We start from the raw sequence: 25,985 nt of genomic DNA, 5'->3' as shown, positions 1-25,985 counted from the left end.
GACCGCAGAGGCAGGACAAATATGCGGGCCATTCAACCCTGCCAAGCTTGCGTAAGCTTGCACAAATGATGGAGAAAACATGGAGGCCGCCAAGGCGTGCAGCGGGCGAGCGGCACGGTCATAATGGCTTGCTTCAACCGCTTTTGGGCGCCCTGTGAGGCGCCGCTGGAACCTACTTGCGATGGTGTCTGCCATGAAACTACCTACGCCACCTGTGGCCGCTCCGCTGGTGCTCGTCGTGGAGGATGAGCCAGGCATTGCCACGATTTTGGTCGCCTACCTGGAGCGCGACGGTCTGCGTACGCTGTTTGCACGCGATGGTGAGCAGGCCTTGCAGCTTTTTCGCCAAAACCAGCCCGACCTGGTGCTGCTCGACATCCACCTGCCCGGCATCGACGGGGTCGATGTGCTGCGCTTCATCCGCGACCAGGGCCAGACCCCGGTGATCATGGTGACGGCGCTGGCCGATGACGTGGACAAGCTCGTGGCGTTGCGCCTGGGGGCCGATGACTATGTGGTCAAGCCCTTCAACCCCGCTGAAGTGGTGGCGCGCGTGCGCGCCGTGTTGCGCCGCAGCCAGCCCAAGGCCGCCGCTGCACCGATGGCGCCCATCCGGGTGGGCGCGCTGGAGATCAACCCCGCCGAGCACAGTGCCCGGGTCTACGACGCGCAGGGCCAGGCAACACCGCTGCCGCTGACCCTGACCGAGTTCCGGCTGCTGGCCCTGCTGGCCTCCCAGCCGCGGCGCTGTTTTTCACGCGCGCAGCTGATCGAGCAGTGCCTGCCCGAGAGCGACGCACTGGAGCGGGTGATCGACTCGCACCTGTCCAAGCTGCGCCGCAAATTGCAGCTGGCCGGCCAGGAGGAGCTGATCGAGACCGTGCGCAGCATTGGGTACCGCCTATGGCCCGGGGACTGAACCGCATCTGGGTCCGCTTTGGCTTCTGGATTGCCGGCACGCTGCTCAGCACCATTGCGCTGCTCAGCGCCTGTGCCTGGGCCTTCAATGCGGTGCAGTACAACCAGTTCTACCAAAGCCTGCCCAGCGCGGTGCGGGTGGAGCTGGACGACCTGATCGAGCGCGACCTGGACAACAGCCCGCGTGCCATGCAGATCTATGGCGAATACTGGCGTGGCGAGGTGTTCTTTGGCGAGCAGGTGTCGCTGTTCATCGGTCTGCTGGTCTGCCTGCCGTTTGGCCTGGCCATGGGTTTTTTCGTCTCGCGCTATATCACCCGGCCGCTGGCGTCGATGGTGGAGGTGGCGCAGCGCGTGGCGCACGGTGATTTCAGCTCGACACGCGTGGTGGAAGAGGGCGCGCACGGTGAGTTGAAGGAAGTGGTGCACACCTTCAACGCGATGATCGACGCGCTGCAAAAGCTCAATGCCGAGCGCCAGGCGTCGGCCGCCTCCATCTCGCATGAGCTGCGCACGCCGCTGTCGGTGCTCAAGACCCATTTGCATGCCATGTGCGATGGCGTCATTGCGCCCAGCGATCAGGAGTTTCGGCTGCTGCTGGCGCAGACCGAGCACCTGGGCCGCTTGATTGACGACCTGCATACGCTGGCGATGGCCGAGGCCGGTGAGATGTCGCTGCGCAAGGAGCGCCTGAGCCTGGGGGCACTGGTGCGCGAAAGTCTTCAGGAATTGCAGCCCCAACTGCAGCACGCTCAGATGGTGCTGTCGCAAGTGCTGCCCGAGGACGATGCGGTCAGCACCATCCGTGCCGACCCGTTGCGCATGCGCCAGATCATTGCCAACCTGGTGGGCAATGCCGTGCGCCACGCGGCCAGCGGGCACTGGTTGGAGGTGGAGGTGCGCAACCTGCGCGATGCACAGGGGCATATCTGGATCGAGCTGCTGGTCAGCGATGCCGGGCCGGGGCTGCCGCAGGAGCTGCGCACGCATCCCTTCCGGCGCTTTGCGATGGCCCCGGGCCGGCGCAAGCGGGAGGGCTCGGGCCTGGGGCTGTCCATCGTGCAGGCGCTGACCGAGCTGCAAGGCGGGGTGGCGCTGGCCGAGAGCTCGTCGCGGGGCGGCGCGCGGTTTCGCCTGCGTTTTGCGCCGGCCTGAGGCCCTCTGCGGGGTCAAAGGCAAGGCCGCAAAGCGCCGATCGGGCGCTGGCGATGGGCGGCGATTAAAATGGCGTTTGCGCTCTGTGATTGCAGAGCTTTTGCTATTTTTTAAGGAGCGGATCGCGCGTTGCCGCGCCACGCCGCACAGTTGCTGCCCCATGCAAGCCCAAGACCCCCAAGCCATCCGCCTGTCCAAACGCCTGGCCAGCGATATCGGTTGCTCGCGCGCCGAGGCCGAGCACTATATCGATGCCGGCTTTGTGACGGTGGATGGCCAGATCCAGGACACTCCGGGCGCCCGTGTGCTGCCCAGCCAGACCGTGCTGCTGCAGCGCGGCGCCGATCTGCGCCCGATCCAGCCGGTCACCTTGCTGCTGCACAAGCCTGCGGGCTACAGCCTGCGCGCGCTCGAGCCCGGGCGCCAGGGCCTCAGTGCGCTGGACCTGCTGACGCCCGATAACCTGGCCGATGTCGATACCCCCCAGCCTGCCCGGCCCGTGGCGCGCCATTTTCGCCACCAGCAGTTTTTGCTGCCCATCCCGCGCGCTGCCAGTGGCCTGGTGGTCTACAGCCAGGACCCGCGCATCATCCGCCATCTGAGCGAAGAAGCGGATTTGCTCGAGCAGGAATGCCTGGTCGAGGTGCAGGGGCAAATCATCGACGATGGCCTGGCCTTGCTGGCCCAGGGGCTGTATGTGGATGGCGAGCGCCTGCCGCCCCTCAAGGCCAGCTGGCAGAACGAAACCCATCTGCGGTTCGCGCTCAAGCGGGTCGCGCCCGAATGGCTGCCGACCATTTGTTCAGCGCTGGGCCTGGAGCTGCTGTCCATGAAGCGTTTGCGCATCGGCCGGATTTCGCTGAGCAAGCTGCCCCAGGGGCAGTGGCGCTACCTGCAAGGCTACGAGCGGTTCTGACGCGCTCGGGGGCGGGACGGTGGCCACAGGCAGCAGCCTGGCAGCGATCTGTTATAGATTTGATAGCAGATTTCTGTTTTGCGGCTTGGGATTGAACCGGTGCATGCCTGAATGTGATCGGCTTGCAAAACATGCCACAATAGCCCGCTGTCGGCATCGCCACAGAAATTACCTGTGGCTGTCTTGATATTGCCTGCCATGGCCCCATATAACGGTGTTTGATACAAAGGCCTGAGCTTGTGCGCTGGGCCGTGGGCGGGCAAGCCTGGCGCGGGGCGCGGCTTGTGATCGCTGCCTTTTGTGTAACTATCAGGGGTCCTATGTCACTCATTCCAGTCACCATCCTCACGGGCTTCTTGGGCTCGGGCAAAACCACGCTGCTCAAGCGCGTGCTGCATGAGTCGCACGGCATGAAGATCGCCGTGATCGAGAACGAGTTCGGCGAAGAGAACATCGATACCGACATCCTCAAGACCGAATCGAAGGAACAGATTCTGCAGATGAGCAATGGCTGCATCTGCTGCACCATCCGTGAGGACTTGCGCGAAGCGCTGCAGCTGCTGGCAGCCAAGCGCCGCAAGGGGCTGGTGGATTTCGAGCGCATCGTGATCGAAACCACGGGCCTGGCCGACCCCGGCCCGGTGGCGCAAACCTTCTTCATGGACGAAGAAATCGCCGAAACCTATCTGATCGACTCCATCATCACGCTGGTGGATGCCAAGCACGCCGGCCAGCAGCTCGACACCCGCCAGGAGGCGCGCCGCCAGGTGGGCTTTGCCGACCAGATCTTCCTGTCCAAGACCGACCTGGTGACCGAGGCCGACAAGGACGCGCTGGTCCACCGCCTCAAGCACATGAACCCGCGCGCACCGATCCGTGCCGTGCATTTTGGCGATGTGCCGCTCAAGGACGTGTTCGATCTGCGCGGCTTCAACCTCAATGCCACGCTCAACATCGACCCGGACTTCCTCAAGGAAGAGGGCCACGACCACGGCCATGTGCATGACGAGCATTGCGGCCACGACCATGACCACGGCGATAGCCACGGCCATGTGCACGACGAGAACTGCGGGCACGACCACGCGCATGGCGAGCACTGCAACCACCCGCACCACCACCACCATGACGATGATGTGAAAAGCTTTGTCTACCGTGTGGACAAGGCCTTTGATCCCGCCAAGCTGGAAGACTTCCTGGGCGCCATTGTGAACATTTATGGCCCGCGCATGCTGCGTTACAAGGGGGTCCTGGCGATGAAGGGCACCGACCGCAAGGTGATTTTCCAGGGCGTGCACCAGCTGATGGGCAGCGATCTGGGCCCCGAGTGGGCTGCCGACGAGCGCCGCCAGAGCAAGATGGTCTTCATCGGAATTGATCTGCCGCAGGACATCCTGCGCCAGGGCCTGGACCAGTGCGTGGTGGAGGCCTGATCGCCCGCGAGGGGCGGCCCGGGGATGAGACCCCGGGGAAACCCCCCGTTGCATCCGGGCTGCATCCACTTGTTGCTGTGCAGCGATGCCATATACAATCGCGGCCCGAAATGCAGCAAAGCAGGCATGCGGCGAGATACGGTTTCCGTGGTTCGTCCTGAAGATTTCGATGAGAGAGCGCAGTGTTTGAGGGGCTTTGGCCTGTTGGACACGGCGCTGAAGGAGAAGGAGGCTTGTGCAAGCGAGCTTTACCCTGCCAGGTGCTGGCCGGGGTGGCCTGCAAGATGACGGAGTTGCGGGCACCGGCCCGACTTCATAGATGTGCCTGGGTCCCTGTGGGACGCGGGCAAGTTGATCAGGGGGCGGAGCCTGCCGGGCTTTGCACCTTTTGTAACGAGACGGACATCCGTCGCATGTAAGAACTGCGCTAGCCAGTCGAGAGAACTATGCCTACCACTACGCAAACCATCCCTAAACGCGACGCCAAGCTGGCCAATGCTTGGAAGTCCAAGACGGTAGACACCCTCACTGACGATGAGGTGCTGTCGATGCCGGAGAGCGAATACATGAACGACATCCAACTGGCGTTCTTTCGCAAGAAGCTGGTGGAGCTGAAGACCGGCATCCACCTCAATGCCGATGCCACGACGGAAAACCTGCGTGAAGACACCGTGGTCGTGCCCGATCCAGCAGACCGCGCTACCATTGAGGAAGAGCATGCGCTTGTCTTGCGCACGCGCGACCGTGAGCGTAAGCTCTTGAAGAAGATCGACCAGTCGATCAGCCGCATCGATGCGGGCGACTATGGCTACTGCGACGAGACGGGCGAGCCCATCGGGGTGGGCCGTCTGCTGGCGCGTCCTACGGCCACTTTGTCGCTGGAAGCGCAGCAGCGCCGTGAATTGAAACAAAAAATGTTTGGTGATTGAGGCTGGGGCAGCGCACCGGACACACAAGGGGAGGGAGTAACCATGAGTGAGGCTCAAAAGCCAACCAAGGGTTTGTTGTCCAAGGTGGTGCGCTTTGTAACCAAACCCACCACGCAGTGGTCGGAGCTGGACAAGACGCCGGAGCCGGAGAACCCTGAAGCGCAGTTTTCCAAGCAGGCGCTCAAGGAGATCATGGAGCGCAAGCGCCGCAATGATTTTGTGCGCAAGCTGGAGTTCGACCAGCTGCGCAAGATCCGGCGCGAAGCCAACAAGTCCAGCAGCGCTGGCGCCGATGGGGCCGCCAGCTCGGCGGCCATGCTCGAAGGCGGGGTGGCGCCCGACGCCGCAGCCGCTGCGGCGGGCAAGCATGTCCATCCCTCGCACACCATCGAGAAAATCAACCAGATCGAGCGGCAGATGTCCAAGCAGTGGTGGTCCGGCGACAACGCCGCTGCGGCTGCGGCCGATCCTGCCGCTGCTGCCCCTGCCGAGGCCACGCCGGTCAGTGCGCCCGTGCCCGCTGCATCTGCTGCGGCGCCCTTATTGGCCGAAGCCGTGCCTGTGGTGCCCGCCGCTGCACCGGTGGCGCTGCCGCCAGCCGCCCCTGCGGCCTTGCCCGCGGCCGCCTTTGATGCCCAGGTCGAGTCGGGCCGGTTCATCCACGATACCGATCTGGAAGAAGCAGCCGTGTTGTTTGCCAACGGCGATGCAGCCGGGGCCGAGGCCTCGCTGCTGGCCCTGGTACAGCAGCGCCGTGGCGATCTGATGGGGCAGCTGACGATCTGGCTGACCTTGTTTGACCTGTACCGCGCTACCGGTGACCAGACCAGGTTTGATTTCCACGCGATTGAATTTGCCAGCAAATATGGGCGCTCAGCACCCGTGTGGTTCTCGATGCCGCAAGAGCTGGGTGCCAAGGCGCTGCAGGCGGGCGACACCTCCGCGCAAGAGGTGCGGCTGCTCAACTGGCAGGCGCCTCCGGTGCTCAGCAGCGCGGCACTCAGCGGCCTGCAAGGCAATCTCAAGCGCTATGCGCCCCCTTGGACGCTGAACTGGTCCCGCGTGACCGAGGTGCGTGATGAGGTGGTCGCCGCGCTGCTGGCCCAGTTCCGTGCATGGGCGGACCAGCCCGATGCGCGCCTGGTCTTTGTCGGGGCAGACCATCTGCTCTCGGTGCTGGAGGCGCAAACGCCGGTGGGCGACAACGCGGTGGCCCAGGAGCGCTGGTCGCTGCGCATGGCCTTTTTGCGTTTGCTGCAGCTGGAGCAGGATTTTGAAGCGGCCGCGCTCGATTACTGCATCACCTACGAGGTATCGCCGCCATCCTGGGTCGCGCCCCGGGCCGAAACCAGCAGCGACAGCACACGCTCTGGTGCTCCCGCTGCGCCGGATATGTCGCTGGGCTTTGATCTGCCCGAGAGAAAGCCGGTGGTCGCCGACAGCCCGCAGGCCGTGCTCGAAGGGATTGTCGAAGGGGATGTCTCCCGGCAGCTCGACACCTTCACGCCGATGGTGGAGCCGGGCATGCCGTTCACGGTACGCTGCGACCGCCTGATGCGCATCGACTTTGTCGCGGCCGGCTCGGTGCTCAACTGGGTGGCCGAATGCCAACAGAAAAACGTGCTGGTGCGTTTTGGCAACCTGCACCGCTTGAATGCCGTGTTCTTCAACCTGATCGGCATCAACGAGCACTCCATCGTCAACCAGCGGGAAAACTGATGGGGCAGCGCGAGTGGGCAACAAACGCACCTGCGGGTGCGTTTTTTTCTGCCTGCTGCGCCGCCTCCGCCTTGGAAAACCCGGGCCAGGCTCCATATAGGCAAGACTATGGAACAGTATCACGGCACAACCATTCTCAGCGTTCGGCGCGAAACGCCGCAAGGCATCCAGGTCGCTATTGGCGGCGACGGCCAGGTCACCCTGGGCAACATCGTCGTCAAGGGCACCGCACGCAAGGTGCGCAAGCTCTATGGCGGCAAGGTGCTGGCCGGCTTTGCCGGCGCGACGGCCGATGCCTTCACCTTGTTTGAGCGCTTCGAGGCCAAACTGGACAAGCACCAGGGCCAGCTGACCCGCGCAGCGATCGAGCTGACCAAGGACTGGCGCACCGACCGCGTGTTGCGCCGCCTCGAAGCCATGCTGGCGGTGGCTGACCATTCGGCCTCGCTGATCATCACTGGCAATGGCGATGTGCTGGAGCCCGAGCAGGGCATTGTGGCCATTGGATCGGGCGGCGCCTATGCGCATTCGGCGGCCAAGGCGCTGTTGAACAACACCGATCTGTCGGCCGAAGAGGTGGTGCGCAAATCGCTGGGCATCGCCGGCGAGCTGTGCATCTACACCAATATGCACCACACGATTGAGACCTTGTGAGCGTCTGGCAGGCCGGCGCGCCACCTGCCGCCCCATCTCCCATTGATCGACTGCTGTACCCGTTGCCCGGCGGGTGCCAACCGGATTTTGCACTATGTCCTCGATGACACCCCAGGAAATCGTTTCCGAACTCGACAACCACATCGTTGGCCAGGCCAATGCCAAGCGCGCCGTCGCTATCGCGCTGCGCAACCGCTGGCGCCGCCAGCAGGTCGCTGACGGCCTGCGCCAGGAGATCACGCCCAAGAACATCCTGATGATTGGCCCCACGGGTGTGGGCAAGACCGAGATTGCCCGGCGCCTGGCCAAGCTGGCCGATGCGCCCTTCATCAAGGTCGAGGCGACCAAGTTCACCGAGGTGGGCTATGTGGGCAAGGATGTGGATGCCATCATCCGCGATCTGGCCGAGGTGGCCGTCAAACAGACCCGCGCATCGGACGTGAAGAAGCTGCGCGTGCGTGCCGAGGACGCCGCCGAAGAGCGCATTCTGGATGCGCTGCTGCCGCCCGCCCGGACCGGTGAAGCCGCGCCCGATACCAGCACGCGCCAGGTGTTTCGCAAGAAGCTGCGCCAGGGTGAGCTCAATGACAAGGAGATCGACATTGAGGTGGCCGAGGCCAAGCCCCAGCTCGAGATCATGGGCCCCCAGGGTATGGAGGAGATGGCCGAGCAGCTGCGCGGCATGTTCAGCCAGATGGGCCAGGACAAGCGCAAGGTGCGCAAGCTCAAGATCAGCGAAGCGCTACAGCTGATCACCGATGAGGAGGCGGCCAAGCTGGTGAACGAGGAAGATGTCAAATCCCGGGCCATCGAGAACCTCGAGCAAAACGGCATCGTCTTCATCGACGAGATCGACAAGGTCGCCACGCGCCAGGAAACCAGCGGCAGCGATGTCTCGCGCCAGGGCGTGCAGCGCGACCTGCTGCCCCTGGTCGAAGGCACGGCCGTCTCGACCAAGTACGGCATCGTGAAGACCGACCATATCCTGTTCATTGCCTCGGGCGCCTTTCACCTGGCCAAGCCCAGCGACCTGATCCCCGAGCTGCAAGGGCGTTTCCCGATCCGTGTGGAGCTCGGCTCGCTGTCGGTGCAGGATTTCGAGGCCATTCTGACGCAGACCCATGCGTCGCTGATCAAGCAGTACGAAGCGCTGCTGGCCACCGAGGGCGTGAAGCTGCAGTTTGAAGCCGACGGCATCACGCGCCTGGCGCGCATCGCTTTTGACGTCAACGAGCGCACCGAGAACATCGGCGCGCGCCGCCTGGCGACGGTGATGGAGCGCCTGCTCGAAGAGATCAGCTTTGGGGCCACCAAGCTGGGCGGACAGACGGTGGTGATTGACGCCGCCTATGTGGACCAGCGCCTGGGCTCGTTGAGCCAAAACGAGGATTTATCGCGTTATATCCTCTAGCCATAAGGTGCGCGGCAGCGCGCATTCTGAACCGCGTGCCCGCCCATGTTGGCGGGCACTTGCTTTTCGGCCAGCCGCCGCATGTGGGCTTGTAGGAGAACATCTAGTTTTGTAACAAAAGACGATCAGATGGTAATCCCTGATGGCGTCAATTTTGCTAAGAGTCTGGATATAGAGGCGATTGTAAGTGCCTATCAAATAAGAAGAATTTCATAGCGGTTTTTGCTTGAAGTGCGTTATAAGTTATTGATTTACTTGTATTTTCATTGCAAATCATTGTGTTGAAGTGTGGCGCGATCTGGAATTCCTGATACAGTGGGGAAAAGTGCAGTTTTGTGGGAAAAAGTGCACTTACTCCCTCCGAAACCCCAACCAGAGTCCACACCGTGTTTCAAGGAGCTTCCTCACTCAGTCTTGATGCGAAAGGTCGGTTATCGATACCGACCCGGCATCGCGACGCGCTGACGAAGCCCGGACCCACGCTCACCATTACCCGCCATCCCCATGGTTGCCTGATGATCTTCCCGCAGGATGCCTGGGCGGTTTTCAGCGCGCGCATGGCGCAGGTCAAGATGGGCGAGCAGGTGCTCAAGCGGATTTTTCTGGGTAGCGCGATGGATGTGGAAATGGATGGCACCGGCCGTGTGCTGGTGTCCCCCGAGCTGCGTGCTGCGGCCAACATCACCAAGGACGCGATCCTGATGGGGATGGGCAGCCATTTTGAATTGTGGGACAAGGCGACGTACGAGAAGCAGGAGGCCGAAGCCCTGCAGAATCTGCCGCCCGACGCCCTGGATAACTTTGCATTCTGAGGTGCATGTGGAAACCAAGAACTACCTGCACACCACCGTCTTGCTCAACGAGGCCGTGGACGCCTTGTTGGAGGCCAGGGTCGAGATGGACCCGGTCTTTGTCGATGGGACTTTTGGCAGAGGCGGGCATTCCCGCCTGGTGCTGTCCAAGCTGCCGGCCCAGGGCCGGCTCATTGCTTTTGACAAGGACGTGGAGGCGATTGCCGAGGCCGGCAAGATTGCCGACTCCCGGTTTGCCATTCGCCATGAGGGCTTCAGCCACATGGCGCAGCTGCCTGCCGCTTCGGTGGCCGGCGTGCTGCTGGATCTGGGGGTCAGCTCCCCGCAGATCGACAGTCCCGAGCGCGGCTTCAGTTTCCGCTTCGATGGCCCGCTCGACATGCGCATGGACACCACCCGAGGCCAGAGTGTGGCCGAGTGGTTGCAAGAGGCGGAAACACAGCAAATAGCGGAGGTGATTCGTGACTTCGGTGAAGAACGGTTTGCTGGGCCCATTGCAAAGGCGATTGTTGCGCGGCGGGAGGCTGGCTCGCCAGTCGCCACCACTGCCGATCTGGCCGAGCTCGTGGCTGGCGCAGTCAAGACCCGCGAGGCTGGGCAAAATCCAGCTACGCGGACATTCCAGGCTCTTCGGATTTTCATTAATGCCGAGCTTGAAGAGCTCGAACAGGCGCTAGAGGCCAGTCTGCGGGTGCTCGCTCCCGGCGGCCGTCTGGTGGTGATCAGCTTCCACTCACTGGAAGACCGCATCGTCAAGCAGTTCATTGCCAAGCATTCCAAAGAGGTGTTCGACCGTCGCGCACCCTTTGCCACGCCCAAGCCGATGCTGCTCAAGGCGCTCGAGCGCATCAAACCCAGTGAGGCAGAAGTCTCGGCCAACCCACGCGCCCGCAGTGCGGTGATGCGGGTGGCCGAACGCACCGAGGTGGCGGCATGATGCGCCGCGGCCTTCCCGGACCATGCAACAGGGGGTGGCTGTGCTGCTGCGCCTGAACATTCTGCTGCTCATGGTGACGATCATCAGCGCGATGGCGCTGGTGCAGTCGCAGTATGAATCGCGCAAGCTGTTCACCGAACTCGACCGCGCACTGGCCGAGTCGCGCCAGCTGGAGACGGACCACCAGCGCCTGCAGGTGGAAAAGCGCGCCCAGGCCACGCCGCTGCGGCTGGAGCAGCTCGCCCGCGAAAAGTGGGGTATGCAGACAGCCACGCCAGCCGTCACGGTGTATGTGCCTGAGCCAGGCAACGGATCGGTGGCCCCATGAGCAAGGACATGCGCTACTCCACTAGCCCCTTGCTGGCCGAGCGCACGCCGATGTGGCGCAGCCGCTTCATCATGATTGGTCTGGCACTGGCCTTTACCGGCCTGATTGGCCGCGCCGCCTATGTGCAGGTCATTGGCAATGATTTCTTCCTGCGCCAGGGCGAAGTGCGCTTTGCCCGCACGATCGAGCTGCCGGCCAACCGGGGCCGCATCCTCGACCGCAATGGCCTGATTCTGGCGTCCAGCGTGCCCGCTGCCAGCATCTGGGCGATTCCCGAAGATGTGGACCAGGCCGATCCGGCGATCAAGGCCAAGATTGGCGAGATCGCCAAGCTGATGGGCATGCCGCTGGCGCAACTCGATGCCAAGCTGGCCGATGAGGACAAGTCCTTTGTCTGGATCAAGCGGCAGCTCGATTGGGACATCGGGCAGAAGATCAAGGCGCTGGATGTCAAGGGCATCTACCTGCGCAAGGAATACAAGCGCCAGTACCCCGAAGGTGAATCTGCAGCCCACGTCGTGGGCTTTACCAATGTGGAAGACCAGGGCCAGGAAGGCATGGAGCTGGCCTTCAACACCGAGCTGGGCGGCAAGGCCGGCTCGCGCCGCGTGATCAAGGACCGCCTGGGCCGCATCGTCGAAGGCGTGGGCGTGGAGACGCCGCCGCAAGAGGGCCAGGACATCCAGCTGTCCATCGACAGCAAGGTGCAGTTCTTCGCCTACCAGAAGCTGCGCGACCAGGTGGCCGCCTTCAAGGCCAAGGCCGGCAGTGTCGTGGTGATGGATGCCCACACCGGCGAAGTGCTGGCGCTGGCCAACTACCCCAGCTACGACCCGAACAACCGCTCGCGCCTGACCGGTGAGCAGCTGCGCAACCGCGCGATTACCGATACCTTCGAGCCCGGCTCGACGATGAAGCCCATCACCGTGGGCACGGCGCTGGAGCTGGGCCGGGTCAAGAACACCACGATCATCGACACCACCCCCGGGCGTTACGCGATTGGCGGCTTCACGATCAGCGACACCCACAACTATGGTGCGCTGACGGTGGATGGCGTGATCCAGAAGTCCTCCAACGTGGGCGCGCTCAAGGTGGCGCAGAAGATGTCGCCGCAAGAGATGTGGAATGTGCACTCGGCGCTGGGCTATGGGCAAAAGCCCCAGATTGCCTTCCCGGGCGCGGCCAGTGGCCGCCTGCGTCCCTGGAAGAGCTGGAAGCCGGTCGAGCAGGCCACCATCTCTTACGGCTACGGCCTGTCGGCTTCGCTGTTCCAGATGGCGCGCTCCTACACCGTGTTCTCGAACGACGGCAATGTGATCCCGGCGACCATGCTCAAGCGCAGTGGCCGCCCTGCGGGCACGCCGGTGTTCTCGAAGAAGACCGCCGAGCTGGTGCGCCACATGCTGTGGATGGCCGCCGGCCCGGGTGGTACCGGCCAGAAGGCGCAGACCGTGGGCTACTCCATCGGCGGCAAGTCGGGTACGGCCCGCAAGCAGCAGGGCCGGGGCTATGCCGCAGGCAAGTACCGCGCCTGGTTCACCGGCATTGCACCGATCGAGAACCCGCGCATCATCGTGGCCGTGATGGTCGACGAGCCCAGCCAGGGCAGCTTTTACGGCGGTACCGTCGCTGGCCCGGTGTTCAGCGAAGTGGTGCAGCAGACCTTGCGCCTGATGGGCGTGCAGCCCGATATGTCGGTCAAGCCGCAGATTGTGGCCAACGATGTGGAGGAGCCGCTATGAGCGCCACCACCACCGTGACCACTGTCACAAGCACCGCCGCCGCCGTTGAATGGCTGCGCGAGCGCGTGCGCGGCGGCACCTTGCACACCGACAGCCGCCAGGTGCACGCGGGCGACGCCTTTATCGCCTGGCCCGGTGGCGTCAATGACGGCCGGGCCTATGTGGCGCAGGCCGTGCAGCGCGGCGCGGCCGCCTGCCTGGTGGAGCAGGCCGGCCTGGAGCAGTTTGATCTGCAAGGCATGCCCGTCGCTGCGATGGCCGATTTGAAGGCCGCCACCGGCCCGATGGCCAGCGCCTGGTTTGGCCAGCCCAGCGAGCAGCTCGATGTGCTGGCCGTCACCGGCACCAATGGCAAGACCAGCATCAGCTGGTGGCTGGCCCAGGCGGTGAGCCATCTGTGCGAATCCGGTGTGCTGCCGCACCGGGGCTGCGCGATGGTCGGCACCTTGGGCGTGGGCATTCCGCCGCACCAGCTCGATGTGACCGGCATGACCACCCCCGATCCGGTGCTGCTGCAGCGCGCCTTCCGCAGCTTTGCCGATGCCGGCTACGGCGCATGCGCGATCGAGGCCTCGTCCATCGGCATTGCCGAGCACCGCCTGGCCGGCACCCGTATCCGGCTGGCCATCTTCACGAATTTCACCCAGGACCACCTGGACTACCACGGCAGCATGGATGCCTACTGGGCCGCTAAAGAGGCTCTGTTCCACTGGTCCGGCCTGCAGTCGGCCGTGGTCAACCTGGACGACGCGCGGGGCGCGGCGCTGGCGGCCTCCTTGGCCGGCGGCGCACTCGATCTGTGGACCGTCTCCGTGGATAACCCCAGCCAGGCCCGTCTGTCTGCCCAGGCCATCCGCGCGGGCGAGCGCGGTTTGGTGTTCGAGGTCGTAGAGGCCGGCGCCGAAGGCGCTGCCGTGACCCTGCACAGCCAGGTGATTGGCCAGTACAACGTGCTCAACCTCTTGCAGGTGATGGCCAGCCTGCGCGTGCTGGGGGCGAGCTTGGAGCAGGCTGCACAGGCCTGCGCGGGGCTGGCGGCAGTGCCGGGCCGCATGGAACAGGTCAGCCAGGCCGGTGCGCCCCTGGTGGCCATTGATTACGCCCACACCCCCGATGCGCTGGACAAGGCCTTGCAGGCGCTGCGCCCGCTGGCTGTGCAGCGCGGCGGCCAGCTGTGGTGCGTGTTTGGCTGTGGTGGCAACCGCGATGCCGGCAAGCGCCCGCTGATGGGCCGCATTGCCCAGGCCGGTGCCGACGAGGTGGTGGTGACCAGCGACAACCCGCGCGGCGAGCAGCCCCAGGCCATCATCGACGACATTCTGCGCGGCATGACGCCCAGCGCGCATTGGTATGTACAGGCCGACCGCGCAGCCGCCATCGACGAGGTGCTGCTGCGTGCCGCCAGCCAGGATGTGGTGCTGCTGGCCGGCAAAGGCCATGAAGATTACCAGGAAGTGGCCGGCGTGAAGCTGCCCTTTCTCGATGCCGCGCAGGCCCATGCTGCGCTGGCCAAGCGGAAAGAATCCCTATGAGCATGATGACCCTGCAGCAGGCGCTGGGCTTCATTGAGCCCCTTGTCCCCCAGGCCCGGCTGGTGGGGGATGGTGCTGTGCCGCTGCTGCGCGTCCACTCGGACTCGCGCAGCCTGCAGGCGGGCGATTTGTTTGTGGCGCTCAAGGGTGAACGCTTTGATGCCAACCAGTTTCTGGCCCAGGCCCAGGCCGCAGGTGCAGCGGCTGCGCTGTGCCATGCCGACCCGGCCGAGGCTGGCCTGCCCGGCATTGTGGTGCCCGATACCCTGGCGGCGCTGGGCGCGCTGGCCACCGGCTGGCGTGCGCAGTTTCCGCTGCCGCTGATTGCAGTGACGGGCAGCAATGGCAAGACCACGGTAACCCAGATGCTGGCCTCGATCCTGCGCGCGCATGCCGGCGATGCCGCATGGGCCACGCGTGGCAACCTGAACAACGAGATCGGCGTGCCGCTGACGCTGCTGGGCCTGACGGCTGCGCACCGCGCTGCTGTGGTCGAGCTGGGCATGAACCACCCCGGCGAAATCGCCGTGCTCGCCGCAATGGCGCAACCCCAGGTGGCCCTGGTCAACAACGCGCAGCGCGAACACCAGGAGTTCATGCACACGGTCGAAGCCGTGGCCCGCGAAAACGGCAGCGTGCTGGCCGCGCTGCCAGCCGATGGCGTGGCGGTGTTCCCTGCTGGCGATACCTATACCCCCTTGTGGCAAGCGCTGGCTGCCGGCCGGGCCACCTGCCTCTTTGGTGAGCAGGCCGATGGCGCCCAAGCCTATGCCAGCGATGTGCAGTGGCAAGAGGGCGCCTGGCATTTGCAGCTGCACCTGCCCGGTGGCGCTGCGCCCGTGGTGCTGCAGATTGCCGGCCGCCACAACGTGCGCAATGCCTTGGCCGCCGCGGCTTGCGCCCATGCCGCCGGTGTGCCGCTGGCCGCCATTGCCCAGGGCCTGTCGGCGTTCGAGCCGGTCAAGGGCCGCTCGCGTGCGCTGGCCCTGCCCATCGCCGGCCGCAGCCTGACGGTGGTCGATGACAGCTACAACGCCAACCCGGATTCGGTGCAGGCCGCGATCGAGGTGCTGGCCGAGCTGCCCCCGGCCCAGCTCTTGGTGCTGGGTGATATGGGCGAGGTGGGTGACCAAGGGCCCCGGTTCCATGCCGAGGCCGGTGCGCTGGCCAAGCAGCATGGCATCGCCCAGTTGTTTACTTTGGGTGCCCAAAGCCAGTCGGCCGCCCAGGCCTTTGGTGCTGGTGCTCAGCATTTCGAGAGCATGCCTGCCTTGCAGGATGCGGTGTGCAAGTTGATGCCTCAGTTGGGCAGTGTGTTGGTCAAAGGTTCGCGGTTCATGAAGATGGAGCAAGTGGTGCAGGCGATGCAGTCGTGCGCAGACAAGGGCCTGAACGCCCATGAGGAGGCCGCATGCTGATTGTGCTCGCCAGCTGGTTGCAAAGCCTCTCGCCCGAGTTCGGCTTTTTGCGCATCTTCCAGTACCTGACCTTCCGCGCGGTGATGGCGGCGATGACGGCGCTGGTGATCGGCCTGGTGGCCGGCCCCAAGGTCATCCGTACCTTGTCGGCGCTGAAGATCGGCCAGCCCATCCGGGGCTATGCGATGCAAAGCCATTTGAGCAAGAGCGGCACCCCGACGATGGGCGGCGTGCTGATCTTGCTGGCGATCACCATCTCGACCGTGCTGTGGTTTGACCTGTCCAACCGCTTTGTCTGGATCGTGCTGATCGTCACCTGGGGCTTTGGTGCCATTGGCTGGGTCGACGACTGGCGCAAGGTGGTCAACAAGGACCCCGAAGGCATGCGCTCGCGCGAGAAGTATTTCTGGCAGTCGATGGTCGGCCTGGCCGCCGCGTTGGCCCTGGTTTTCTGTATCTCGGAAAACACCAATGCCGAGGTCTGGAGCCTGTTCGTCAACTGGGTGCAGTCGGGCTTTTCGCTGGATCTGCCGCCCAACGCCGGCCTGATGGTGCCCTTCTTCAAGCAGGTGAACTACCCGCTGGGCGTGCTGGGCTTTGTGATCATGACCTACCTGGTCATCGTGGGCGCGAGCAATGCCGTCAACCTGACCGACGGGCTCGATGGCCTGGCCATCATGCCGGTGGTGATGGTGGGCTCGGCGCTGGGCGTGTTCGCCTATGTGACCGGCAGCGTCAATTTCTCGCGCTACCTGCTGTTCCCGCACATTGGCGGCACCGGCGAGCTGCTGGTGTTCTGCTGCGCAATGACGGGCGCGGGCCTGGCCTTCCTGTGGTTCAACACCCACCCGGCCCAGGTTTTCATGGGCGATGTGGGCGCGCTGGCACTGGGCGGTGCGCTGGGCACGATCGCGGTGATCGTTCGGCAGGAGATCGTGCTGGCCATCATGGGCGGCATCTTTGTGGCCGAAGCGGTGTCGGTGATGATGCAGGTGGTCTGGTTCAAGTACACCAAGAAGCGCTATGGCGAAGGCCGGCGTTTGTTGAAGATGGCCCCCTTGCACCACCATTTTGAAAAGAGCGGCTGGCGCGAAACCCAGGTCGTTGTGCGTTTCTGGATCATCACGATGCTGCTGTGTCTGATCGGTCTGTCTACCTTGAAGCTGCGGTGAGCACCATGTCAACCGAGCACCTCCACCCCCTTGATCCCTCGGCTGAGGCCGCTGCTGCGCCCATGGCGCCAGCGGTAGCGCCGGTGGCTGCGAATGAGCTGGCGCAGCCTGCCGAGTTGCAGCCTGAGGTGGCAGCAGCTGGCGATGATGTCCAGGCACAAGCGCTTGCGACCACGGATGCGGCCTTGCCCACCGATGAGGCCGCGCTGGAGGCCGCAGCGGATGGTGCAGCCGCTGCGGCCACCGATGCTGCGGACGCTGCAGTAAATCAACACGCCGACGCCTCGGCGGTGGACATGGCCCCGGTGCCCGATGTGTCGACCCTGACGGCCGCCAAGGATGCGGCGGCCTTTGTCGCGCAGATCTTTGCCGACCCCGGTGTGTCGGACGCGGCCAGCAGCGAGGTGACCGCGGTGGATGTGCAGCCCCAGGAGGCCGAGGTGGTCTATGCGCCGGTGCCCGCACAGTGGCCCCAAGGGCAGGAGCACCCGCTGAAGGGCCAGCAGGTGCTGGTGCTGGGTTTGGGTATCTCGGGCCTGGCGATGGCGCGCTGGTGCGCGCGTTGCGGCGCCCAGGTGACGGTTGCGGATACGCGTGAGGAGCCGCCCCATTTGGCGCAGCTGCGCAGCGAGCTGCCGGAGGTGCGTTTTGTCGCCGGTGTGTTGTCCGCTGCGCTGGTCGATGGCCAGCCGGTGCGTGTGGTCTACCGCTCGCCCGGCCTGAGCCCCGAGACCGTGGCCCCGGTCGTTGATGCGGCGCGCGCCATTGGTTTGCCTGTCAGCGGCGAGCTGGATCTTTTCAGCCTGGCGCTGCAGTCGCTGGCCCAGGCCCATGGCTATGCACCCAAGGTGCTGGCGATCACGGGCACGAATGGCAAGACCACGGTCACGTCGCTCACGGGGCAATTGCTCGCGCATGCCGGCATGACCACGGCGGTGGCCGGCAATATCGGCCCCAGCCTGCTCGATACGCTGTCGCAGCACATTGACTCCGAGAGCCTGCCCCAGGCCTGGGTGCTGGAGCTGTCGAGCTTCCAGCTCGAAGATGCGCATGCCTTCAACCCGACGGCAGCGACCGTGCTCAATATCAGCCAGGACCACCTGGACTGGCATGGCAGCATGGAGGCCTATGCGGGCGCCAAGGCCAAGATTTTTGGCAGCGATGCGCTGATGGTGCTCAACCGCGACGACCCGGCCGTGATGGCCATGCTGCCGCCACCGGTGCGGGTCAAGCTGCAGCGCCCCCAGCTGCGCCCGCACATCAGCTTTGGCCTGGATCTGCCGACCCAGGTGGGCGACTATGGCCTGGACGTGGTCAACGGCATGGCCTGGCTGGTGCGTGCGCAGGACGATGGCAACAGCGCCAGCAACAAGCGCAACCAGACAGCTGCTGACGATGTGTTCCTGCAGCGGCTGATGCCTGCCGATGCGCTGCGTATCCGGGGCCGCCACAACGCGATGAATGCGCTGGCAGCGCTGGCGCTGGGCCATGCGGCGGGCGCTGGTTTTGCGCAGATGCTGTTTGGCCTGCGCGAGTACCGCGGTGAGCGCCACCGGGTCGAGCCCATCGGCATCGTCAGCGATGTGGAATATTTTGACGACAGCAAGGGCACCAATGTGGGCGCCACGGTGGCCGCGCTGATGGGCCTGGGTGCCGAGCGCCGTATCGTGCTGATCCTGGGCGGCGAGGGCAAGGGCCAGGACTTCTCGCCACTGGCAGCGCCCGTGCTGCGCTATGCGCGCGCCGTGGTGCTGATTGGCCGCGATGCGCCGCTGATCGAGGCCGCACTGGCAGACACCGGTGTGCCGCTGCTGCACGCGCCCAGCATGGATGAGGCCGTGCTGCTGGCCAGCCAGAAGGCGGTCGCGGGCGACGCGGTGCTGATGTCACCGGCCTGCGCCAGCTTTGACATGTTCAAGAACTACGGCCACCGCGCCGAGGTCTTCTGCCAAGCCGTTGCGGCGCTGGCCGAGGAACGCGGCACTAGTCTGGAGGTGCAGCCATGAGCACCGAGACCGGACTGCGCAGCAGGTTCTCGGGCTGGTTCAAGCCGGCCGGGGAAAAGCCTGTCGATATCCTGCCGGTGCGCGTGGGCGGCAATGAATACCGCCAGACGCCATCGAGTGCCACCACTATCTTTGGTGCCGACCAGGTGCTGATCTGGCTGGTGGTGGCCATCCTGTCCTGGGGCATCGTCATGGTGTTCTCGGCCTCGATCGCGATGCCGGACAACCCGCGCTTTGGCAAGATCGCGCATTACTACTTCTTCCAGCGCCACCTGATGAGCGTGGGGTTGGGCTTTGTGGCAGCGGTGCTCACTTTCCAGATTCCGATGAAGGTCTGGGAGCACTGGGCGCCCTGGCTGTTCATTGCCTCGATCCTGCTGCTCATTGCGGTGCTGATCCCGCATGTGGGCACGGTGGTCAACGGCGCGCGCCGCTGGCTGTCGCTGGGCATCATGAACTTCCAGCCCTCCGAGCTGGCCAAGATCGCGGTCATCATGTATGCCGCCGATTACATGGTGCGCAAGATGGAGGTCAAGGAGCGCTTCTTCCGCGCGGTGCTGCCGATGGGGCTGGCCGTGGGCATCGTCGGCGCGCTGCTGCTGGCCGAGCCCGACATGGGTGCCTTCATGGTGATCGCCGTGATCGCGATGGGCATCCTGTTCCTGGGTGGCGTCAATGCCCGCATGTTCTTCCTGATCGCGCTGGTGCTGGTGGCTGCCTTTGCGCTGATCGTGATGACCTCCGAATGGCGGCGCGAGCGGATTTTTGCCTACCTCGACCCCTGGAGCGAAAAGCATGCGCTGGGCAAGGGCTACCAGCTGTCGCATTCGCTGATTGCGATTGGCCGGGGCGAGATCTTTGGCGTGGGCCTGGGTGGCAGCGTCGAGAAGCTGCACTGGCTGCCCGAGGCGCATACCGACTTCTTGCTGGCGGTGATCGGCGAGGAACTGGGCCTGGTCGGCATCATTGCGCTCTTGGGTCTGTTCTTCTTCATGATCCGCCGCATTGTCGAGATCGGCCGCCAGGCGATCCGCATGGACCGTATCTTCTCCGGCCTGGTGGCGCAGGGTATTGCGATCTGGCTGGGCTTTCAGACCTTCATCAATGCCGGTGTGAACCTGGGCGCCTTGCCCACCAAGGGCCTGACCTTGCCGCTGATGAGTTTCGGGGGCTCGGCGATCTTGATGAACCTGGTGGCGATTGCCATCGTGCTGCGCATCGATTGCGAAAACAAGGCCATGGGTGCCGGGGGGGCGCGATCATGAGCGGCAAGACGGCACTGATCATGGCGGGCGGCACCGGCGGCCATATCTTCCCCGGCCTGGCCGTGGCCCAGGAGCTGCGCAGCCGTGGCTGGACCGTGCACTGGCTGGGCGCACCCGACAGCATGGAAGAGCGCCTGGTGCCGCCCCAGGGCTTTGCGCTGGAGCGGGTGGCGTTCTCGGGCGTGCGTGGCAAGGGGCTCATGTCGCTGGTCGGCATGCCGCTGCGCCTGTTGAAGGCCTTGCAGCAGGCACGCGCCGTGCTGCGCAAGGTCCGCCCCGATGTGGTCGTTGGCATGGGTGGCTATATCACCGTGCCCGGCGGTCTGGCGGCCAAGCTGGCCGGCGTGCCCATCGTGCTGCATGAGCAGAACTCGGTGCCGGGCATGGCCAACAAGCTGCTGGCCCGCATGGCCCAGCGCGTGTTTAGCGCCTTCCCCCATGCGATTGCAGGCGGCCAGTGGGTGGGCAACCCGCTGCGCGCCGAGTTCCTGCAGCAGCCAGAACCTGCTGAGCGCTTTGCCGGCCGCAGTGGCCCGCTGCAGCTGCTGGTGGTGGGTGGCAGCCTGGGTGCCAAGGCCTTGAACGAGGTGGTCCCTAGGGCGCTGGCGCTGATGGCGCCCGAGGCGCGCCCGGTGGTCACGCACCAAAGCGGCGCCAAGCAGATCGACGCGCTGCAGGCCAACTACGCAGCCGCTGGCGTGCAAGCCAGCCTCACCCCCTTTATCGACGATGCGGCCAAGGCCTATGCGGATGCCGATGTCATCGTCTGCCGCGCCGGTGCCAGCACGGTGACCGAGCTGGCCGCCGTGGGCGCGGCAGCGGTGTTTGTGCCGTTCCCGGCGGCGGTGGATGACCACCAGACGGCCAATGCGCGCTTCCTGGTGGATGCCGGCGCCGGCTGGTTGGTGCAACAAAGCGTGTTGACCCCGGAAAACCTGGCTCAGATGCTAGAGAATATGCAGCGAGCGGGCCTGGTGGACATGGCCCAAAAGGCAAAGAAAATGCAGAAATTGGAAGCCGCCCGAGCAGTGGCGGATGCCTGCGTGGAGGTGGCACGATGAAACACGCCATCCAACGCATTCATTTTGTAGGTATCGGCGGTGCCGGCATGAGCGGCATTGCCGAAGTGCTGCACAACCTGGGCTATATGGTCTCGGGCTCGGACCTGTCGGACAGCAGCACCATGGCGCATCTGCGCGATGCCGGTATCACCACCTTTGTGGGCCATGATGCGGCGCATATCGCCCAGGCCCAGGCGGTGGTGACATCGACGGCGGTGCAGGCCGACAACCCCGAAGTCGTGGCCGCCCGGGCCATGGGCATTCCGGTGGTGCCGCGCGCGCTGATGCTCGCTGAGCTGATGCGCCTGCGCAAGGGCATCGCCATTGCCGGCACCCATGGCAAGACGACGACCACCAGCCTGGTGACCAGCGTGCTGGCCGAGGCGGGGCTGGACCCCACCTTTGTCATTGGCGGCAAGCTCAACAGCGCCGGCGCCAATGCACGCCTGGGCAGTGGTGAGTACATCGTGGTCGAGGCGGACGAGTCCGATGCCTCGTTCCTGAACCTGCTGCCGGTAATGGCGGTGGTCACGAACATCGATGCCGACCACATGGACACCTATGGCCATGACTTTGGCCGGCTCAAGACGGCCTTTGTCGATTTTTTGAACCGCATGCCGTTTTATGGCAATGCTGTGGTCTGCATCGACAGCCCGGCCGTTGGCGACATCATCGAGCGCGTGGCCTGCAAGGTCACGACCTACGGCCTGGGCGAAAACGCCCAGATCCGCGCGGTGAACCTGCAGGCCGACAACGGCCAGATGCGCTTTACCGTGCAGCGCCGCCTGGCCCAGGCCTTGCCCGATCTGGAGGTGGTGCTGAACCTGCCCGGCGAGCACAACGTGCTCAATGCACTGGCCGTGGTCGGTGTGGCGGCTGCCATCGGTATCGATGACGCAGCGCTGCAGCGGGCGCTGCAAGGCTTCAAGGGTGTGGGGCGCCGTTTTCAGCGTTATGGCCAGGCGCAGCTGCCCAACGGCGGCGAGTTGACGGTTATTGACGATTACGGACATCACCCTGTCGAAATGGCTGCCACCATTGCGGCCGCGCGCGGCGCGTTTCCAGGCCGCCGGCTGGTGCTGGCCTTCCAGCCGCACCGCTACACCCGCACGCGGGATTGCTTTGAGGACTTTGTCCAGGTGCTGGGCGGCGCCGATGCGGTGCTGCTGGCCGAGGTCTATGCAGCCGGTGAGGCGCCCATCGTGGCGGCCGACAGCCGTGCACTGGCCCGCGCGGTGCGGGTGGCTGGCAAGGTCGAGCCGGTGTTTGTCGAGCAGATCAGCAGCCTGCCCCAGCAGATTCTGGACCAGGCGCAGGACGGCGACGTGCTGCTGTGCATGGGCGCGGGATCGATTGGTGCGGTGGCCGCCAAGGTGATGGCATTGGCGGGTGGGCAAGAGCGTGTAGCGCCGCAGGGGAGCGCGGTATGAGTGAAACCATGAACAATATTGATGTGAAGGCCTTGGGCAAGGTCGCGGTGCTGATGGGCGGGAGCTCGGCAGAGCGCGAGGTGTCGCTGATGTCCGGCAAGGGCGTGCTCGCTGCGCTGCAGTCCAAGGGTGTGGACGCGCATGCGTTTGATCCCTCGCAGCAGGACCTGGGCGAGCTGCGCAAGCAAGGCTTTGCGCGCTGCTTCATCGCGCTGCATGGCCGCCATGGCGAAGACGGCACGGTGCAAGGCGCGCTGGAGCTGCTGGGCATTCCCTACACCGGCCCGGGCGTGATGGCCTCGAGCATCGCGATGGACAAGATCATGACCAAGCGCATCTGGCGCTTTGAGGGCCTGTCCACCCCCGAGTGGCGCATGGCCGCCAGCGAACAGGACACGCGCGATGCGCTGGCCGCACTGGGCGCGCCGATGATCGTCAAGCCCGCACGCGAGGGCTCGACCATTGGCCTGTCCAAGATCAGCAGCCCCGAAGAATGCGCCCAGGCCTATGCGCTGGCCTCCCGCTATGACCCCGAAGTGCTGTGCGAGCAGTTCATCGAGGGCATGGAGACCACCTGCGCGGTGCTGGGCCAGGGCCGCAGCGCCCAGGCGCTGCCGGTGATCAAGATCGTCGCGCCCGAAGGCAACTACGACTACCAGAACAAGTACTTCACCGACACCACCCAGTATTTCTGCCCCAGCGAGCTGCCAGACGAGATGGAAGCGGCGATCCGCGACCTGGCGGAAAAGGCCTTCCGCACCCTGGGCTGCCGGGGCTGGTCGCGTGCCGATGTGATGGTGCGTGCCTCGGACCAGCAGCTGTTCCTGCTGGAGATCAATACCTCGCCGGGCATGACCAGCCATTCGCTGGTGCCGATGGCGGCCCGTGCCACCGGCATGAGCTATGAAGACCTGTGTTTGCACCTGCTGGCCAATGCATCGAGCGATGCGGCCCAGGGTGCGGAGCTGTAAGACAAGGAGATGAGATCCATGGAGCAGACCATGCCAGTCCCCTTCGACGTCAAGCTGATGAACATGCTGGCCACGGCATTGTTCCTCGGCTGCGGCGCGTTGCTGGTGCTGGCTGGGGTGCGCTGGGCCATCCACCATCCGGCGCTGAGCATTGCGCGCATCGTGGTGCAGGGCGAGCTCGAACACAACAGCGCCGTGTCGCTGCAGGCCAATGTGATGCCGTCCTTGAAAGGCAACTTCTTCACGATGGACCTCGATGAGACGCGGCGGATCTTCGAGCAGGCGCCCTGGGTGCGCCAGGCGCGCATCAAGCGCGAGTTCCCCAGCACCTTGGCGGTGACGATCACCGAGCAGGATGCGACGGCGATCTGGGGCGCGGAGGGCGAGTCCCGCCTGCTCAACAGCGAAGGCCAGATGTTTGAAGGTGACTCGGCCGACCCCGATCTGCTGCACCTGCCGCACCTGTCGGGCCCGGCTGGGCGTTCCCAAGAGGTACTGGCCATGTTCCGCGCGCTCGCGCCCATCTACGCCAAGCTCGACAACGCGCTGGTGGCGCTGGCCGAGTCGAACAGCGGCAGCTGGAAGGCCACCTTGCAGTCTGGCGCGGTCATCGAGATGGGCCAGGGCCGGGAGGATGTCGTGAGCGAGCGGGTACGTAAATTTGTTGAATCTTTGCCTGAAGTCACCGGTACCTACAGACGCAGCGTGGCATCGCTGACGTCGGCGGATCTGCGCCATGCCGGGGGCTATGCGGTGCGCATGCAAGGGGTGACCACGGGCACCTCGGCAGCGGGCCGGGCGCCAGTCAAAAAATAAAACACAGAGATGCGAAACATGAACCATACCAATCACTTGATCAGCGAGGGCTACTGACTATGGCGCGAGATAGCAAAGACGTGGTCGTCGGCCTGGACATCGGCACCGCCAAGATCATGGTGGTCGTCGCCGAGGTGCTGGGCAATGGCGAGCTCAAGCTGGCAGGGCTGGGCGTGGCGCCCAGCAACGGGCTCAAGCGCGGTGTGGTGGTGAACATCGATGCGACGGTGCAGAGCATCCAGCAGGCGCTTAAGGAGGCCGAGCTGATGGCCGACCTGAACATCCAGCGCGTCTACACTGGCATCACCGGCAGCCATATCCGCGGCATCAACTCCAGCGGCATGGTGGCGGTCAAGGACAAGGAAGTCTCGGCCGCCGATGTGGCGCGCGTGCTCGATACTGCCAAGGCGATCAATATTCCGTCGGACCAGCGCCTGCTGCTGGTCGAGCCCCAGGAGTTTGCGATCGACGGCCAGGATGTGCGCGAGCCCATCGGCATGAGCGGCCTGCGCCTGGAGTCCAAGATCCATATCGTGACCGGGGCGCAAAGCGCGGCCGAGAACATCATCAAATGCGTGCGCCGCTGCGGGCTGGAAGTCGAGCAGCTGCTGCTCAACCCGCTCGCCTCCAGCCAGGCCGTGCTGACCGATGACGAGCGCGAGCTGGGCGTGTGCGTGGTCGATATCGGCGCGGGCACCACCGATGTGTCGATCTTCACCGGCGGCGCGATCCGCCACACGGCAGTGATCCCGATTGCCGGTGATTTGATCACCAGCGACATAGCGATGGCGCTGCGCACGCCGACCAAGGACGCCGAGGACATCAAGGTCGAGAGCGGCTGCGCCAAGCAGCTGCTGGCCGATCCCGACACGCAGGTCGATGTGCCCGGTCTGGGTGACCGGGGCCCGCGCCTGTTGAGCAAGCAAGCGCTGGCCGGCGTGATCGAGCCACGCGTCGAAGAAATTTTCTCGCTGGTGCAGCAAGTCATCCGCGAGTCTGGTTATGAGGAGGTGCTGTCGTCGGGCATTGTGCTGACGGGCGGCAGCGCGGTGATGCCAGGCATGGTGGAGCTGGGGGAAGACATCTTCCTCAAGCCCGTGCGACGCGGCATTCCCAAGTATTCCGGCACCCTGGCCGAGATGGTTGCGCAGCCCCGTGCTGCCACCGTCATGGGCCTGCTGGAAGAGGCCCGCATGGCCCGCATGCGTGGCTACAAGGTGGCCCAGAAGTCCGGTTCGGTGAAATCGGCATTTGGGCGTTTGAAGGACTTTATTGTGGGGAACTTTTAACCATGCATGACACCACTTGTTGGCTGGCGCAAAGCAGCCCTTCAAGGCTCAAAGGGTATGACCCTTGGAGACCT

At 64.6% G+C, this 25,985-nt stretch carries 22 protein-coding genes; all 22 read left to right on the top strand.

Features of this window, described 5'->3' with window-relative positions; all coding sequences use genetic code 11:
* Positions 1-193: 193 nt before the first annotated feature.
* The 22 genes from N4T19_RS12460 (at position 194) to ftsA (ending at position 25,911) form a co-directional block, all read left to right on the top strand.
* Positions 194-919 (top strand): response regulator, encoded by a 726-nt coding sequence (locus N4T19_RS12460; protein WP_116926560.1) that lies wholly within the window; start codon positions 194-196, stop codon positions 917-919.
* On the top strand, positions 904-2,073 hold the full coding sequence (locus tag N4T19_RS12455; protein ID WP_116926504.1) for a HAMP domain-containing sensor histidine kinase: 1,170 nt from the start codon (positions 904-906) through the stop codon (positions 2,071-2,073). The genes N4T19_RS12460 and N4T19_RS12455 overlap by 16 nt, the downstream gene beginning before the upstream one ends.
* Positions 2,074-2,233: 160 nt before the next feature.
* Entirely contained in the window at positions 2,234-2,989 is a 756-nt protein-coding gene (locus tag N4T19_RS12450) for an RNA pseudouridine synthase (protein ID WP_116926503.1), read from the top strand.
* Between the two features lie 320 nt (positions 2,990-3,309).
* Entirely contained in the window at positions 3,310-4,419 is a 1,110-nt protein-coding gene (locus tag N4T19_RS12445) for a CobW family GTP-binding protein (RefSeq protein WP_116926502.1), read from the top strand.
* 446 nt (positions 4,420-4,865) lie between these two features.
* Positions 4,866-5,348 (top strand): RNA polymerase-binding protein DksA, encoded by a 483-nt coding sequence (gene dksA / locus N4T19_RS12440; protein ID WP_027010726.1) that lies wholly within the window; start codon positions 4,866-4,868, stop codon positions 5,346-5,348.
* 42 nt (positions 5,349-5,390) lie between these two features.
* Complete coding sequence (locus N4T19_RS12435) at positions 5,391-7,067, top strand: hypothetical protein (RefSeq protein WP_260718205.1); 1,677 nt, start codon at positions 5,391-5,393, stop codon at positions 7,065-7,067.
* 108 nt (positions 7,068-7,175) lie between these two features.
* Complete coding sequence (gene hslV / locus N4T19_RS12430) at positions 7,176-7,721, top strand: ATP-dependent protease subunit HslV (protein WP_116926500.1); 546 nt, start codon at positions 7,176-7,178, stop codon at positions 7,719-7,721.
* Between the two features lie 94 nt (positions 7,722-7,815).
* The gene (hslU, locus tag N4T19_RS12425) at positions 7,816-9,132 is read left to right on the top strand and encodes an ATP-dependent protease ATPase subunit HslU (RefSeq protein ID WP_116926499.1); all 1,317 of its coding nucleotides are present in this window, start codon (positions 7,816-7,818) and stop codon (positions 9,130-9,132) included.
* Between the two features lie 386 nt (positions 9,133-9,518).
* Positions 9,519-9,944, top strand: a complete 426-nt coding sequence (gene mraZ / locus N4T19_RS12420) for a division/cell wall cluster transcriptional repressor MraZ (protein ID WP_021026157.1) — start codon at positions 9,519-9,521, stop codon at positions 9,942-9,944.
* Positions 9,945-9,951: 7 nt separating this feature from the next.
* A complete protein-coding gene (rsmH, locus tag N4T19_RS12415; RefSeq protein WP_409935204.1) occupies positions 9,952-10,881 on the top strand; it encodes a 16S rRNA (cytosine(1402)-N(4))-methyltransferase RsmH in 930 nt (309 codons plus the stop codon).
* A 43-nt stretch (positions 10,882-10,924) separates the two neighbouring features.
* Positions 10,925-11,209, top strand: coding sequence for a cell division protein FtsL (ftsL, locus tag N4T19_RS12410; protein WP_116926558.1), 285 nt, complete (start codon positions 10,925-10,927; stop codon positions 11,207-11,209).
* 8 nt (positions 11,210-11,217) lie between these two features.
* Complete coding sequence (locus N4T19_RS12405; RefSeq protein WP_409935107.1) at positions 11,218-12,951, top strand: peptidoglycan D,D-transpeptidase FtsI family protein; 1,734 nt, start codon at positions 11,218-11,220, stop codon at positions 12,949-12,951.
* On the top strand, positions 12,948-14,483 hold the full coding sequence (locus tag N4T19_RS12400) for a UDP-N-acetylmuramoyl-L-alanyl-D-glutamate--2,6-diaminopimelate ligase (RefSeq protein ID WP_116926497.1): 1,536 nt from the start codon (positions 12,948-12,950) through the stop codon (positions 14,481-14,483). The genes N4T19_RS12405 and N4T19_RS12400 overlap by 4 nt, the downstream gene beginning before the upstream one ends.
* 2 nt (positions 14,484-14,485) lie before the next feature.
* Positions 14,486-15,901, top strand: a complete 1,416-nt coding sequence (locus N4T19_RS12395; protein WP_260720294.1) for a UDP-N-acetylmuramoyl-tripeptide--D-alanyl-D-alanine ligase — start codon at positions 14,486-14,488, stop codon at positions 15,899-15,901.
* On the top strand, positions 15,895-17,073 hold the full coding sequence (mraY, locus tag N4T19_RS12390) for a phospho-N-acetylmuramoyl-pentapeptide-transferase (protein WP_116926496.1): 1,179 nt from the start codon (positions 15,895-15,897) through the stop codon (positions 17,071-17,073). Before N4T19_RS12395 ends, mraY begins: the two co-directional genes overlap by 7 nt.
* A gap of 5 nt (positions 17,074-17,078) precedes the next feature.
* Positions 17,079-19,079 (top strand): UDP-N-acetylmuramoyl-L-alanine--D-glutamate ligase, encoded by a 2,001-nt coding sequence (gene murD, locus N4T19_RS12385; RefSeq protein ID WP_260718204.1) that lies wholly within the window; start codon positions 17,079-17,081, stop codon positions 19,077-19,079.
* Positions 19,076-20,344 (top strand): putative lipid II flippase FtsW, encoded by a 1,269-nt coding sequence (gene ftsW, locus N4T19_RS12380; protein ID WP_116926494.1) that lies wholly within the window; start codon positions 19,076-19,078, stop codon positions 20,342-20,344. The genes murD and ftsW overlap by 4 nt, the downstream gene beginning before the upstream one ends.
* Positions 20,341-21,405: an undecaprenyldiphospho-muramoylpentapeptide beta-N-acetylglucosaminyltransferase gene (gene murG, locus N4T19_RS12375; protein WP_260718203.1), complete on the top strand. Its 1,065-nt coding sequence runs from the start codon at positions 20,341-20,343 to the stop codon at positions 21,403-21,405. Before ftsW ends, murG begins: the two co-directional genes overlap by 4 nt.
* Positions 21,402-22,835: a UDP-N-acetylmuramate--L-alanine ligase gene (gene murC, locus N4T19_RS12370; RefSeq protein WP_260718202.1), complete on the top strand. Its 1,434-nt coding sequence runs from the start codon at positions 21,402-21,404 to the stop codon at positions 22,833-22,835. Before murG ends, murC begins: the two co-directional genes overlap by 4 nt.
* Before the next feature lie 8 nt (positions 22,836-22,843).
* On the top strand, positions 22,844-23,806 hold the full coding sequence (locus N4T19_RS12365; RefSeq protein WP_232539439.1) for a D-alanine--D-alanine ligase: 963 nt from the start codon (positions 22,844-22,846) through the stop codon (positions 23,804-23,806).
* A 30-nt stretch (positions 23,807-23,836) separates the two neighbouring features.
* On the top strand, positions 23,837-24,622 hold the full coding sequence (locus N4T19_RS12360) for a cell division protein FtsQ/DivIB (protein WP_243419361.1): 786 nt from the start codon (positions 23,837-23,839) through the stop codon (positions 24,620-24,622).
* 59 nt (positions 24,623-24,681) lie between these two features.
* The gene (gene ftsA / locus N4T19_RS12355; protein ID WP_021026170.1) at positions 24,682-25,911 is read left to right on the top strand and encodes a cell division protein FtsA; all 1,230 of its coding nucleotides are present in this window, start codon (positions 24,682-24,684) and stop codon (positions 25,909-25,911) included.
* Positions 25,912-25,985: the final 74 nt, after the last annotated feature.

It is taken from the genome of Comamonas squillarum (assembly GCF_025309455.1).
Lineage (GTDB): Bacteria > Pseudomonadota > Gammaproteobacteria > Burkholderiales > Burkholderiaceae_C > Comamonas > Comamonas squillarum.
Note: the sequence above shows the minus strand (reverse complement) of the source record. Positions and strands in the feature narration are given on the sequence as shown.

Bases quoted from the DNA above. Each gene is read 5' to 3' on its own strand.
- ftsA (WP_021026170.1), top strand. From the start codon at position 24,682: ATGGCGCGAGATAGCAAAGACGTGGTCGTCGGCCTGGACATCGGCACC.
- N4T19_RS12455 (WP_116926504.1), top strand. From the start codon at position 904: ATGGCCCGGGGACTGAACCGCATCTGGGTCCGCTTTGGCTTCTGGATT.
- murD (WP_260718204.1), top strand. From the start codon at position 17,079: ATGTCAACCGAGCACCTCCACCCCCTTGATCCCTCGGCTGAGGCCGCT.
- murG (WP_260718203.1), top strand. From the start codon at position 20,341: ATGAGCGGCAAGACGGCACTGATCATGGCGGGCGGCACCGGCGGCCAT.
- ftsW (WP_116926494.1), top strand. From the start codon at position 19,076: ATGAGCACCGAGACCGGACTGCGCAGCAGGTTCTCGGGCTGGTTCAAG.
- N4T19_RS12450 (WP_116926503.1), top strand. From the start codon at position 2,234: ATGCAAGCCCAAGACCCCCAAGCCATCCGCCTGTCCAAACGCCTGGCC.
- N4T19_RS12365 (WP_232539439.1), top strand. From the start codon at position 22,844: ATGAACAATATTGATGTGAAGGCCTTGGGCAAGGTCGCGGTGCTGATG.
- N4T19_RS12400 (WP_116926497.1), top strand. From the start codon at position 12,948: ATGAGCGCCACCACCACCGTGACCACTGTCACAAGCACCGCCGCCGCC.
- N4T19_RS12445 (WP_116926502.1), top strand. From the start codon at position 3,310: ATGTCACTCATTCCAGTCACCATCCTCACGGGCTTCTTGGGCTCGGGC.
- hslU (WP_116926499.1), top strand. From the start codon at position 7,816: ATGTCCTCGATGACACCCCAGGAAATCGTTTCCGAACTCGACAACCAC.
- N4T19_RS12395 (WP_260720294.1), top strand. From the start codon at position 14,486: ATGATGACCCTGCAGCAGGCGCTGGGCTTCATTGAGCCCCTTGTCCCC.
- dksA (WP_027010726.1), top strand. From the start codon at position 4,866: ATGCCTACCACTACGCAAACCATCCCTAAACGCGACGCCAAGCTGGCC.
- murC (WP_260718202.1), top strand. From the start codon at position 21,402: ATGAAACACGCCATCCAACGCATTCATTTTGTAGGTATCGGCGGTGCC.
- mraY (WP_116926496.1), top strand. From the start codon at position 15,895: ATGCTGATTGTGCTCGCCAGCTGGTTGCAAAGCCTCTCGCCCGAGTTC.
- N4T19_RS12435 (WP_260718205.1), top strand. From the start codon at position 5,391: ATGAGTGAGGCTCAAAAGCCAACCAAGGGTTTGTTGTCCAAGGTGGTG.
- hslV (WP_116926500.1), top strand. From the start codon at position 7,176: ATGGAACAGTATCACGGCACAACCATTCTCAGCGTTCGGCGCGAAACG.
- N4T19_RS12405 (WP_409935107.1), top strand. From the start codon at position 11,218: ATGCGCTACTCCACTAGCCCCTTGCTGGCCGAGCGCACGCCGATGTGG.
- N4T19_RS12460 (WP_116926560.1), top strand. From the start codon at position 194: ATGAAACTACCTACGCCACCTGTGGCCGCTCCGCTGGTGCTCGTCGTG.
- N4T19_RS12360 (WP_243419361.1), top strand. From the start codon at position 23,837: ATGCCAGTCCCCTTCGACGTCAAGCTGATGAACATGCTGGCCACGGCA.